Genomic DNA, 11,790 nt, shown 5'->3' with positions numbered 1-11,790 from the left:
CCAGCATCGCTTCGCTCCGATTCTCTGGTCAGTTTCAGCCGGAACGGGTGGGCGGTTTCCCGTGGAATCACTGGTCAGTTTGTCCGGAATGCGCACCCATGCCTTTTCCTCGTCAAATCGGCAACGAGCATACATCTCCGCGACACTCAGTTTTTTATCGAAGTCTTCAGTGATTTTTCGCTTCTCTTTGTAAATGCGCGACTGCGCCGCTTTTTTCATCACCCAAAAATTTGGTTTTGCCGGGGGTGTATTTTTTGGTCTGGGCGGGACCGGTCCCATCTGGTCAAAATATCTCGCTGCGGAGGGAAACCCTGTAATAGTGCCAAGCTCCGTCTCCCATCGGCCAGTCTTCAAAACATACCCATTTTTATCTGAGTTATTTTCTATCTGCGAGGACATGGTTTCAAGGGTTTCGTGGATGGTATCCCAGTCGCCACTTTTAAAACAAGCTTTGATACCAAGAAGAACCATCCTATAATCGTTAAGAGGAGACGTAAAATCAAACTCTCTGCAAAGCTCGGAAGTAGCCTCCATCACTTGGCGAACAAGCCCTTCTTGATTGAGAGATTTCTTTGAAAAAACATCAATCATATTGGCACCAACGTGGATATGAAAATAATCAGAATCTGTGTGCGCTCCAAAAGCAGAAAGGGCGTCTTCCATGGACATTTTTTTTAAAAACTTAAAGGCGATTTCTCTGGCATTTTCAAACGCTTTTCTTTTCTCTTTTTCAGGAAAACTAATTACAAAATGAGAGATAGGAATTTCTAGGTAAGTTGAACGAAACATCAACGCTTCAACCTCTGCAAAAAACTTTCTTTCTTCTTGCGTTTTCGAATTAAAAAAACCACGAGGGTTGTCCCCGGTGTCGCGAAGGATATACCTCATTAAATTTAAGCCTTTATCGCGACTATTCGAAAGCCTCTTCCTCATTATCAGCACTTAAGGAAGCCTCCTGATCTAATGCCATTCTTTCAGTAATTTGATCCAAGACGATGTCTAGCTTTTGGCTAGTCTTTAGTAGCTGTTTTTTTTCGATTTCTGACAGCTTTTCATGCGAGGCAATTTTTAACAATTTATTGGAAACATCAAGCAGAACGCCGGCTATTGCAACATAAGGACGGTGAGCCTTGGCAAGGCGGTTTCCCCAAGACTTTTCAATCATTCCGCGAACGAAATCGCTACGACTGACCCCAGCAAGGTACGCTCTAGCCTCGATGATCATTAACTCTTCATCGTTTGTTCTAATTGTCAAATATTTATCTTTTGGCGTTGTTTTATCCATGAGAATCCTTGGTGGCTTTTGTTTTAAATTTAATGCATAAAATCAGGCAAAAAAGCAATAAAATATGCCAAAAATAGAGAAATAGTGGGTAAAAAAGCAAAAACGTGCCACACGCCTTGTCATCATGAGCGTGTCACGCTCCAATCTTGGGGAAGCGATCTCCGTAACAATCGCCCAGGCCCGCATTTACACCCCTCCCAGCCCCCTAGTCCAAATCTCGCACTCAAAACGTCCCTGGGTACCCCCGCACACACACCTCGCCATCCCAACAAAACTTCCTTCGCATTTTCGACTCCCAAAGCCGTTTTAGGTCCAGCCAAAACAAAACCGTCCAGGTCCAGCCAGTAAAGCCATGGATCCCCCTGGCCAGAGCCCTGGGTCCCCCAAAAACGGTTTAGGGGCCACCATGACCCGGCCGCCCGGCACTGTGCCCAGAGCGCACGGCTTCCGCCGGCCGGGGCCGCCTCTGAGCCGCGAGAACATCAGGTTTTCTCAAACCAGTCCAGGTCCAGCCAAGTCCGAAGATCAAGGGCCACCAAGGCTTCAAGAGCCCTGGATCCCCCCAAAAGCCCGCGCTTACGGCCCCGGCTCCGCCGGAACCGGCCGTCCGCGATGACAAGCGCCAGGTATGGCCAAAAACGGGCCGTAAGGCCCCGCCTGCGCTGGATTCAAGGGATAGCGCACATAGCCCGCCCATCCAGGAGGCCGTGCGCCCCGGGGGGGGGGCAAAAAAACGCCAAAAAGGCGTTTGCGCCGCCTAAAAGGCCCCGGATAGCCCAAGGCCGGTTTAGGATCCTTCAAGGCCGCAAACAGCCCTCTGGGGTCCAAATTGGCGGCCCCCCACGCACGAACAGCATGCCCTCTTCGGGCCGGAGCTGCCCGCCCGGGGCCGGTCCCCGCCAGGCGAAAGGCCTGGGAACCCTTGCTGTGACAGGACTCTCCGGGCGACGGAGGCTCCTGGCCGATCCGGGGCCAGTCGTTGGCCAGGCCAGGAGCCCTGGTTTTTGGTCCAGCCAACGTGGTCAGAACAGGTCCCAGCCAAGGTGAAATTTTCCAGGTCCAGCCAAGGCCGGAATGGTCCAGCCAAAACAGCTCCTGGCCATGCCACTTGGCGGCAATGACAAATGCACCCCGGCATGCGCCGGAATAGGGGCGATGGCGGCGGGAATAAAAAGGGCTCACCAAAGCGGGATCAAGGGTTCCCATAGCAGGGCCGCAAGGCGGCCCCCATAAGGCGGCTCTAAAGTCGGCCGTCTAGGGGGCTCAAGGTCTTGGTATGTCGCGCCAAGGGCTGGTTCAATAAGCTCGAAAAAAATTCAGTGAAAGCCTAAAAAATTTGATTTTTGGACCGCTGAAAACTTGCCACAATAATGTCCTACTAGAGGCTAAATGCTGTTGTAAACCTACCCAAAACGCTGGGATTATATTGGAAAAAAGTTCCAAAAATCAAGTCAAATCCAATGTGGATATTGGCAAAATTTTAACCGTAGAAGGCGCTAAAATTTTGAAATAAAAATGTAAGGTAAGCGCTCAATAGAGCCCATCTTCCAATAATTTCAAGCTATGAGATAAAGGACCTTCAATCCAAGGAGGTCCTCATGAAATCTCGCATCCGCCAGAACCGTGCTGCCCGATGGCTCGCTCATGTGGAGCAGTGGCGGCAAAGCGGCATGAGCAAGGCCGCGTATTGCACGGCGCACGGCCTGGATTTCAGTTCGTTTCGTTACTGGCTACGCAAATCGCGCTCGGCAACAGTGGATGTGCCCGCCTTGCCGCCCGCGATTGTCCCTCTCCCATTCACGCTAGCTGCGAAGGCTCCGTCTATAGGTCTTCTGGTCGGTAATCGCTACGCCCTGGATGTCCCTGCCGACTTCGACGAGGGCACGCTGACCAGGCTGTTGTCCGTGCTGGAGCCTCGATGCTGAGAATGCCCGCAACAAAGGTCTATCTTGCCCCTGGAGTTACGGACGTGCGAGCCGGTATCGACAGGCTGAGCATGACGGTCCAGGGCATCCTCGATCTGGATCCTTTCTCCGGGCACCTCTTCGTCTTCTGCAACCGCAGACGCGACGCCATCAAGGTGCTGTACTGGGATCGCAACGGCTTCTGCCTCTGGCACAAGCGTCTGGAAAAGCATCGATTCTGCTGGCCCGAGCGGGTGTCTGAGGTCATAAACATCACTCCGCAACAGCTCGGCTGGCTCCTTGATGGACTTACCCTCTCGCCGCAAGGAGCGCACCAAAGGCTACACTACAAATCGGTTCTGTAGCAATAAAATCTTTGCTATTTCAATGCATTATTGCTAAGCACACTTGCATGGGAGACATCGAAAATCTTCCCGATGACGTCGGGCAACTCAAGCATCTGGTCTGGGATTACTACCAACAAAACCGCCATCTTCAGGACCGCGTGGCCCTGTTGCAGGCCGCCCTATACGCTCCCAAGTCCGAGAAATCCAAAGACCTCTTCCAGGGCATCCTGCCTCTGCCCTTGGTTAGGATCGCAGAAGCGAAACCGGTGGAAGTGCCTGTCGTCGAGATCCCGGCACACACCAGGACCAAGCGTGGGCGTAAACCGCTGCCGGATCATCTGCCGCGCATCGAAATCATCCACGATCTGCCCGAGGATCAGAAAGTCTGCGCCTGCGGGACTTGTCTGAAGCGCATCGGCGAAGAGGTCTCCGAAAAGCTCGACTACGTCCCGGCCGTCATGCAGGTGGAGCGCCATATCCGGCCCAAATACGCCTGTCCGGCCTGCGACGGCGAGGAGGGCATGCCGGTGGTGCGCATCGCGCCCATGCCACCGCAAATCATCCCCAAGGGTATGGCCACTCCGAGCCTGCTGGCGCAGGTCATTACCGCAAAGTTCGTCGATGCCATGCCGTTCTACCGCCAGACCAAGCAGTTTGCCCGTCTGGGCGTGGACATTCCGCGTCATTCCATGTCCGGGTGGGCCATGGCCGTGGCCAAGGCGCTGGAGTCGCTTCATGAGCTGTTCCGAGCGGAAATCCGCTCCGGACCAGTCATCAACATGGACGAAACCACTCTGCAAGTCCTCAAGGAACCAGGGCGACCCGACACCTCGACGTCATACCTGTGGCTCTTCCGTGGCGGCAAACCCGATCGGCCGACCGTGGTCTATCGCTACGACCCGACCAGGTCGGGCTCTGTCCCGAAAGAGTATCTGGGCGAGTTCAAAGGTTACATCCAAACCGACGGCTACGCAGGGTATCAGGCTCTCGGCGAATCGGACGACATCATCCATGTCGGCTGCATGGCCCACATCCGTCGTAAGTTCGTCGACGTCCAAGAGGAGACCTCGAAGAAGGTCATGCACGGGACGGCCAAGGAGATCCTGGATCTCATCGGGCTGCTCTACAAAGTCGAGCACAATATCAAAGAGCTGTCGCCGGAGGAAAAAGTCTCCAAGCGGCGGGAGCAGGCCGTCCCCATCCTCGACGAGATTCGGACCATCCTCGATGACCGCATCGACCACTTCCCGCCCAAGAGCTTGCTCGGGCAGGCCATGACCTACGCTCGCAACCAGTGGAGCCGGGCAGTGCGCTACGTGGACTGCGGATTGCTCACGCCTGACAACAACGCGGCCGAGAACGCCATCCGCCCCGTAGCCCTGGGCCGTAAAAACTGGCTCTTTGCCGGAGTACCCAAAGGTGCCGACGCCAGCGCCATGCTGTTCTCGCTGGTGGAAACCGCCAAGGCCAACGAAATCGAGCCCCAAGCCTACCTGAAATTCCTCTTCGAACGCTTCCCCGCAGTGCAGACCACGGAAGACATGAAAGCGCTCATGCCGCAGCACGTGGACAAATCCCTTCTCCCAAGCCTCCCCAAGCCCAAGCCGCGCAAAAAGTAAAGACTCTTGCTTCTATCGCAGATCAGACACGTCCAGGGAAGATGCGGACGTCTGAGCGCTTACATAAAAATGACACAAGAAAGTAAAAAACATCAGAACTCGATCGCATTCGTTTTCAGTGAAATCCCAAACTGTTGAACAAAATTCCCGACGCATTTTCCATCCTCGTCCAGGGTGGAGTTAGTCGGTGTCTTTGTCCTGATTCTGGATGTATTTCCTGATCACATCAAGCGGAGCTCCGCCCGCGGAGAGGACGCAGTACGCTCGCGCCCACAGGACTGGCTTCCAATAGTGTCTCGCCAACTCCACTGCGAATTCCTTGCGCAGTTCTCGGGAACTGATGGTCTTGAGCGTATTCACGAGTCGCGACGGTTGGACATTCGGGCTCGCGTCCACGAGCAGATGGACGTGGTCGGCCTCGCCGTCCATCTCGACCAGAACACACTTGGCGTTGTCGCAGATGCGGCTGAACAGCTCTTTCAGACGATCGCGCATGGTGTCGGTCAGTACCGGTCTCCGGTATTTAGTCACAAAAACTATGTGATAAATTATCCTGAAAGAGCAGTGAGAATACGTATTTAATGTTGACTTTTCCATAATGAACTATATATAGTTTTAATATGTCGAAGGCAACAAGAAATTGCACATTGAGGCTGTATCCGACAGCCAAACAAGTCAGGCAGCTTGAGTCCTGGCTTGAGTTGCATCGACTGCTCTACAACCAGAGCCTCGCCGAGCGCCGGGACGCCTGGCGCGAGGAAAAACGCTCCGTCTCCTACAACGAGCAGCAGAACGCGCTGCCCGCCATGAAGGCGGAGAAGACATGGTATCTGCCGCTCGGGTCTCACGCCCTGCAGGAAACCGTCAGGCGCGTGGACCGGGCGTTCAAAGCGTTTTTCCGTCGCCTGAAGAGCGGGCAGAAGCCCGGGTATCCGCGCTTCAGGGCCAAGGACCGCTTCGACAGTTTCACCTATCCCTGCGTAGCGGGCTGGAAGCTGACTGAGCTTGGTGGTGGCCGCGGCGTCCTTGTCGTGTCCAATCTTGGCCACATCAAGCTTCGGGGCACGTGTCGCGTGAACCTCCTGGGCCTGGATCGGAAGCAGATGACCTGCTGTACGATCCGCAGGGACCGGGACAAGTGGTACGCGACCATCACCTACAGCACTACGCTTTCGGTTCTTGCCCGGCCCGTCGCCAAGGACCCCGAGTCCATGACCGGACTCGATGCCGGACTCCAATCGCTTGGCGTCCTGGCTGAAGGCGCCAGAATCCTGCGCAAGCGCCATTTTGATGAGGATGCGGCCAAAATCAGGACCGCCAGCCGTAGCGTCTCGCGGAAGAAGAAAGGCTCATCGAACCGCAGGAAGGCTGTGCGCGAACTCTCGCGCATTCATGAGCGCGTCGCGAACCGACGCAAGGACTATTTGGACAAAAGGGCAGCCAGGCTCGTTTCAACCACTGCCTTTTTGGCGGTGGAGGACCTGGCGGTCAAAAACATGATGGCAAAAGGCGGCAAGCGGAAGCGTGGACTGAACAGGACCATGGCTGACGCAGCCCTTGGGCGTTTCCTGGCGATGCTCGGCAGCAAAGCGGAAGAGGCTGGCTGCGAGTTCGTCAGAGTGAACCCCAAGGGTACGACGCAGGAGTGCAGCCGATGCGGGACAACGGTCCTCAAGGACCTTTCCGTCCGTGTTCACGACTGCCCCCATTGCGGCTTGGTCATGGACCGCGACCAGAACGCCGCCATCAACATACTTTTCCGGGGCTTAGCCCTGGCCGGCCGGGAACCGTCCGAGGTGTGGAGGGGTGTGAGACTTGGCCCACAAGCCGAGCAACCCTGTCGAAGCACGAAACCCCGCCTATGCAGCAACGCATAGGGGCGGGTAGTTCATGCTCTTAAGGACAGACAGGGGGCGGTTCTTGATGACGTAGATGACGATGTTCGTGTCCAGAAGATATTTGAGCATGGTTACAATGCTTCCCGTTCTGACTGTGCCTGTTCGGGCCGTTCGGCCATGAAGTCGTCGGTGACGGTCAGGCCGCCGAGGAAAAAACTGTCCCAAGCCGCATCGACGGAGGCAGCGATAGAACCAGCGACGGAGGCAGCGATAGACGCCCTCATCTGGATTGCCTTTCCCGTTCTCCGGTCGTTGCCTTTGTCGTCCTCCGGTCGTTGCCTCCCCAATCCTGTCCAACAAAATCAGACACCCCGTCCTTGTATTCACTTCCGCGTAAACCAAGAAAAGCCCCGTCTGGCGGGGCTTTTCGGTGTGTGGAGTAAAAAGGCTTCATGGCACGGGTCTTGTAAACTCTTTTGCGTTTTTAGGTGAGAATCCGGAAAGATACGTGTCCGACTTTAGGGCAGGCCGCTGACAAGGGTCAGTTCCTGATCCCGTTGTCTTTTTCCGATCACCGCTCACTGTTCGCAAGGATTGTTCTAGGTCTCAGAGACCTGGACGGGGCCTAAATTTTTTGGAGGCCAGCGATTTTCGGACAGAATGGGTAGCAGGTCCAATTGGAATATGATTTCTGCGCTGGTAGCAGTCTATCCAGGCGGCGCGCATAAAGATTGTTTCTCCACAAGCGACGACGGGGAGCATAAACGCGCAAGCTTTGGATGATGCGTGACTCAGATCGATGGAACATCGGTCCGGGTCGATTGGAGCGCCTTTCAACGCCGGTCTGGACTGCATGGGTTACCCGCAACGATTTTTCGATCCTGGTTATGTCTGGCATCTGACTGCCCGTTGTCACAACCGGGACTTTCTTTTGAACCAGGCTTTGTACCGCAAACTGCTGACGGACACGCTCTTTGAAAATCAGGCCCGCTACCGGGTGCCGGTGCTGAACTTCACGGTGACTTCCAACCATGTTCACCTGCTTGTGGTCAGTCCCTCAGACAAGAACGCGATTCCCGAGATGATGCGCGATCTGGGTTCCAAGGTGGCCGCCGCCTACAACAAAAAGAGCGACCGCAAGGGAAGCTTCTGGGAGCGGCGCTATCATGCCACGGCGGTGGAGAGCGGAGAGCATCTGGTGCGCTGCTCGCTGTACATCGACACCAACATGGTTCGGGCCAAAGTGGTCAGGCATCCCTCGGAGTGGAAGCACGGCGGTTATCACGAGATCGTGAAGCCCAAGCAGCGCTACAAGACAGTGAATCTGTCCGAGTTGTCCAGGCTGGCAGGCATGCCGGATGATCCGATATTTCCAGAGCATTATGCGGGGTGGGTGGAGAACGTGGTCAGGCGCGGGCATCTGTGCCGGGACGATGTGTGGACAGCGGAGCTGGCCGTTGGGAGCGAGAAGTTCGTGGATCATGTGCGCAGGCAGAGCGGATACGCGCCCATTCTGAAGGACGAAAGCAACATGCTCGGCGAGCAACCGGCCCCGTACGGACCGCAGATAGATTGCGGGAACATGGTGGAATGGAGATTCTGAAGGTCCGCAACGCGAGTTTTTATTAATGATATTTGATTGTTAGATATAAAAATAGGCTGATTTTTGGCTGATGACCTCATTCTAAGGTCGAAAAAAGGGCCTTTTTTGAGAAAAAAGTGAATGAAATTGGGGTTTTGTTGGTCTCAGAGACCCAGGCGGACCCAAGGTCGCACCCGAGGCCATGGAGGCCATCCACACCGTGTCGGCCGGGGTGCCGCGTCTGATCAACATCATCTGCGACGCCGCCCTGGTGCACGGTTTTGCCGACGAGCTGGCCATCATCGGCCCCGAGGTGGTGCAGGACGTGGCCCGGGACATGGCGCCCATGCTGCATTCAAACGGCGTTCAGCCCTCGGCGGACACGCAGCCTTCGGCCGGGATGGAGGTCACGCCGGATATGGAGGAGCGTCTGGCCGCCATGGAGCGCCGCCTGACGGTCATGGAGGAGCGCTTCGCGGCCTGGGGCACGGACGTGCAGCTCATGGCCCTGGAGCTTGCGGATCTGCAGAATCGAGCCGGCAGCAAACCCGTAAAGGCCGGGGAAACGAACCCAGAGCAATCCGGGCAGCCGGCCCCCGCGCAACCCGAGGCCATCACTCCCCAGGTTCCACCCGCCCAAACCCCGTCCATCCCCGCGGAAAGGAAACCGGAAAAATCCGGCAGCTTTTTGCAATGGCTGTGGCGACGGGGATAATGCCACTTTCGTTGACTTTAAGACCGCAATGTATAGAAAAAAAGATTGTGTCTTGATACTTTCACGCAAGTCCGAGTTCCAATAGATGAGATAAATCACCCGGGATGTGCCGTGAGTAATAACTTGCTTTCACCGGAAGAATTGGTTTTTTTCTCATTTCCTTCCTTGAATGCTTCAGGAAAAACGGAATATTTCCGTTTGCGTCGTGTCTCTCCCGATCTGGACAACTTTCTCCTTCTTCTGCCTGTCGATTCTTGCATTGTGATCTGCACTTCCGGGCAGAGCGTCCGCAATTTTTTTGATGCACTCAAAACGCAGGCACGACGTGCAGGCCATCGGCTTGTGCCTGACGGCGGCGAGGAAGACTGGAAATGCCGGGGCCAGGTGCGAAGCCACCTGCGCGGAGATACGATTTTCGATGCAGAGGGAGAAGTCGTTCCATTGGCGCCGGATCTTTTTTTGAATGAGGCGGGTGGCGCGTTCACGGTTTGCGTCGTCCGTGCCGAGCCTCCTTCGCAGCCCGTTACGGATGATCTTGCAGGCCAGACGCCTCTGCGCTCCGGGGGGCACAGGTCGGCCATGGTGTCCTTCACGCTGGTGCGTCCCCCTTTGCAGCCCGAAGTTTTGGGCGCGCTCATGACCTCTCCCGCCGTGATCATCGATTCGGATGTCTATCTGCGGCCGGATTTGTCTTCCGAAACGGACAGACATGCCGGGGCACCGACTCTGGCCGATTCGGTTCTCGACGGGTTTGTCGAATATCACCGCCTGGCGCAGAAAAATGTTTTCATGGAAGAGATACTGAGCCATCTGGAAACGCCGGTGTTGGCCGGGTATGCCGACGGGCGGATTCTGGGAGGAAACGAGGCTTTCCTCAATCTTTGCGGATATTCCCGATACGATCTTACGACACGGAACTGGACCGTCGATCTGGCGAGCCTGGATTTTCAGGCCTTGCAGGAAAATGTCCTGGCCTCCCTTCTTGAAACCGGCCGCCCACAGGAACTTGATACGGAGCTGCAGACGTCCGGTGGAAAGTTCGTGCCCTGCCATGTCCGCGTCTATCTGCACAAGGATGAGAAGGGCCATCCGCTTTTTTTCTCCGCGCATTATCATCCGGCCGCGGATTCGCCGGGCTCGGATAGCCCGAAAGCAGGTTCCGACCACACGTTTTCCGACAGCCTGCAGTACGCCCTGAAGCGGTCCATTCGACACCCGGACTACGCTTTCGCCGTGCTGGTCATGGGCGTCGACAATGCGGAGCAGGTTCTCCTCCAGATCGAAGATCAGAGGGCATTTTTTGAAATGCTTGCAAAGCGGACCGTAAAATGCCTGCGTACCCTCGATATTCCGGCATATCTGGATTCCGAGCAGTTTTTCATATTGCTGGACAATGTCCCCGACGTCATCGGAGCCGTCCGCGTCGCCCAGCGCATCCAGGAGGAAACCGCCAGGGCCTTCAAGCTCGGCCAGAGCGAGCTGCGGGTAACGTGCAGCTTTGGCGTGGTCATGGCCCCCCGGAATTACACTGACGAAAAGGACATGCTCAAGGATGCCAGGGCCGCGCTCGGACGGGCGCTGCAGCGGGGCGAGCGGCAGATCGTTATTTTCGACGATCGGCAGAACAACGAGGCCGTGCAGTTCTTGCGGATCGAAAGCGGGTTGCGCAACGCGCTCCTGGAAAATGAAGTGTGCATGCACTTCCAGCCGATAGTGCACCTGCAGACCGGAACGATTCGTGGAGTCGAGGCGTACATGCGCTGGAATCACAAGCGCAAGGGGCTGTTGCGGGCCGAATGGTTTCTGCCGTTTGCCGAGCATAGCGACGTTGTGTTCGAACTTGAGGCGTGGGCGGTCCGGAAATCCTGCTCGGCCTTGAAGCGTTTTCAGCAGGTCATGGGGGATAGGTTTTTCCTGGGCCTCAACATTTCTCTTAGAAACGCCCTGCGCCTTGGCTTCATCGAGGAGTTGACGGAGGTCGTCCTGGAGCATGGCCTCAGCCCCGAGGCCATGGTTCTTGAGGTGCGCGAGGAGTGGCTGAAATATTTCGCGGAGCGGTTTTCAAACGTTTTCGAGGAAGTGGACAAGGCCGGGGTGGGCATCGTCGTGGATCATTTCGACGCGACCCAAATCTCCCTTGCGGACCTGCATCGTTTTCCGCTGCGCGGACTCAAGCTGGACGTTTCCCTGCAGAGCGATCCGGGCGTGCTGGCAAGCCTCTCCTCCATCGCCAAAAGCACGGGACTCATCCTTATCGCCCCCGGCGTCGAGGACGCAACGCGCCTGCAATCATTGCAGCAACACGGCTGCACCTACGCCCAAGGCAACGCCCTGGCGCCGACCATGGATGAAGAGGCTCTTATGGAGTATCTGGCGAAGGAGCGGGGGTAGGGGGCAGCGATGGATGGATTGCCACAGAAAAAATGGACACAGACCGGGAGGTTAAGCCGCCCTGTTTCGCTGTCTCTGATAAAATGATTTTTCGAATGCCTCGGGACTC

At 55.9% G+C, this 11,790-nt stretch carries 10 protein-coding genes; 7 read left to right on the top strand and 3 right to left on the bottom strand.

Translation table 11 applies throughout. From position 1 onward, the window contains the following. Together H4684_RS19845 and H4684_RS19840 are read right to left on the bottom strand one after the other, a co-directional pair. Positions 1-933 (bottom strand): relaxase/mobilization nuclease domain-containing protein (locus H4684_RS19845; protein WP_192625084.1); only part of this gene is annotated, 933 nt, incomplete at its 3' end. Further along, on the bottom strand, positions 911-1,285 hold the full coding sequence (locus H4684_RS19840) for a hypothetical protein (protein WP_192625083.1): 375 nt from the start codon (positions 1,283-1,285) through the stop codon (positions 911-913). The genes H4684_RS19840 and H4684_RS19845, both read right to left, overlap by 23 nt. Before the next feature lie 1,598 nt (positions 1,286-2,883). Here H4684_RS19840 and tnpA (H4684_RS19835) point away from each other — a divergent pair. From tnpA (H4684_RS19835) to tnpC, 3 genes are read left to right on the top strand one after another with little or no spacing between them, the layout of a single operon-like run. After that, positions 2,884-3,210, top strand: coding sequence for an IS66 family insertion sequence element accessory protein TnpA (gene tnpA / locus H4684_RS19835; protein ID WP_192625082.1), 327 nt, complete (start codon positions 2,884-2,886; stop codon positions 3,208-3,210). Then, on the top strand, positions 3,204-3,554 hold the full coding sequence (tnpB, locus tag H4684_RS19830; protein ID WP_192625081.1) for an IS66 family insertion sequence element accessory protein TnpB: 351 nt from the start codon (positions 3,204-3,206) through the stop codon (positions 3,552-3,554). Before tnpA (H4684_RS19835) ends, tnpB begins: the two co-directional genes overlap by 7 nt. A gap of 47 nt (positions 3,555-3,601) precedes the next feature. Next, entirely contained in the window at positions 3,602-5,155 is a 1,554-nt protein-coding gene (gene tnpC, locus H4684_RS19825) for an IS66 family transposase (RefSeq protein ID WP_192625080.1), read from the top strand. A gap of 180 nt (positions 5,156-5,335) precedes the next feature. On the opposite strand, the gene tnpA (H4684_RS19820) is transcribed toward tnpC, so the two are convergent. Beyond that, positions 5,336-5,752, bottom strand: a complete 417-nt coding sequence (tnpA, locus tag H4684_RS19820) for an IS200/IS605 family transposase (protein WP_192625079.1) — start codon at positions 5,750-5,752, stop codon at positions 5,336-5,338. Between the two features lie 23 nt (positions 5,753-5,775). Here tnpA (H4684_RS19820) and H4684_RS19815 point away from each other — a divergent pair, with 23 nt between their 5' ends. From H4684_RS19815 to H4684_RS19795, 4 genes are all read left to right on the top strand, one after another. Beyond that, positions 5,776-7,032: an RNA-guided endonuclease InsQ/TnpB family protein gene (locus H4684_RS19815; protein WP_225940579.1), complete on the top strand. Its 1,257-nt coding sequence runs from the start codon at positions 5,776-5,778 to the stop codon at positions 7,030-7,032. A gap of 760 nt (positions 7,033-7,792) precedes the next feature. Beyond that, positions 7,793-8,596, top strand: coding sequence for a transposase (locus tag H4684_RS19805; RefSeq protein WP_192625077.1), 804 nt, complete (start codon positions 7,793-7,795; stop codon positions 8,594-8,596). 181 nt (positions 8,597-8,777) lie between these two features. Beyond that, the gene (locus H4684_RS19800; protein WP_192625076.1) at positions 8,778-9,290 is read left to right on the top strand and encodes a hypothetical protein; all 513 of its coding nucleotides are present in this window, start codon (positions 8,778-8,780) and stop codon (positions 9,288-9,290) included. A 459-nt stretch (positions 9,291-9,749) separates the two neighbouring features. Further along, positions 9,750-11,681 carry a sensor domain-containing phosphodiesterase gene (locus H4684_RS19795; RefSeq protein WP_192625075.1) on the top strand — a complete coding sequence of 644 codons (1,932 nt, stop codon included), beginning with the start codon at positions 9,750-9,752 and terminating at the stop codon, positions 11,679-11,681. Positions 11,682-11,790 lie beyond the last annotated feature (109 nt).

It is taken from the genome of Desulfomicrobium macestii (genome assembly GCF_014873765.1).
GTDB classification, from domain to species: Bacteria; Desulfobacterota; Desulfovibrionia; order Desulfovibrionales; family Desulfomicrobiaceae; genus Desulfomicrobium; species Desulfomicrobium macestii.
This window is presented reverse-complemented; position numbering and strand designations above follow the sequence as displayed.

Excerpts from the sequence above, each read along its gene's own strand:
- tnpC (WP_192625080.1), top strand. The coding sequence starts at position 3,602 with ATGGGAGACATCGAAAATCTTCCCGATGACGTCGGGCAACTCAAGCAT.
- H4684_RS19800 (WP_192625076.1), top strand. The coding sequence starts at position 8,778 with ATGGAGGCCATCCACACCGTGTCGGCCGGGGTGCCGCGTCTGATCAAC.
- H4684_RS19805 (WP_192625077.1), top strand. The coding sequence starts at position 7,793 with ATGGAACATCGGTCCGGGTCGATTGGAGCGCCTTTCAACGCCGGTCTG.
- H4684_RS19815 (WP_225940579.1), top strand. The coding sequence starts at position 5,776 with ATGTCGAAGGCAACAAGAAATTGCACATTGAGGCTGTATCCGACAGCC.
- tnpB (WP_192625081.1), top strand. The coding sequence starts at position 3,204 with ATGCTGAGAATGCCCGCAACAAAGGTCTATCTTGCCCCTGGAGTTACG.
- tnpA (WP_192625079.1), bottom strand. The coding sequence starts at position 5,752 with ATGGAAAAGTCAACATTAAATACGTATTCTCACTGCTCTTTCAGGATA.
- H4684_RS19840 (WP_192625083.1), bottom strand. The coding sequence starts at position 1,285 with ATGGATAAAACAACGCCAAAAGATAAATATTTGACAATTAGAACAAAC.
- tnpA (WP_192625082.1), top strand. The coding sequence starts at position 2,884 with ATGAAATCTCGCATCCGCCAGAACCGTGCTGCCCGATGGCTCGCTCAT.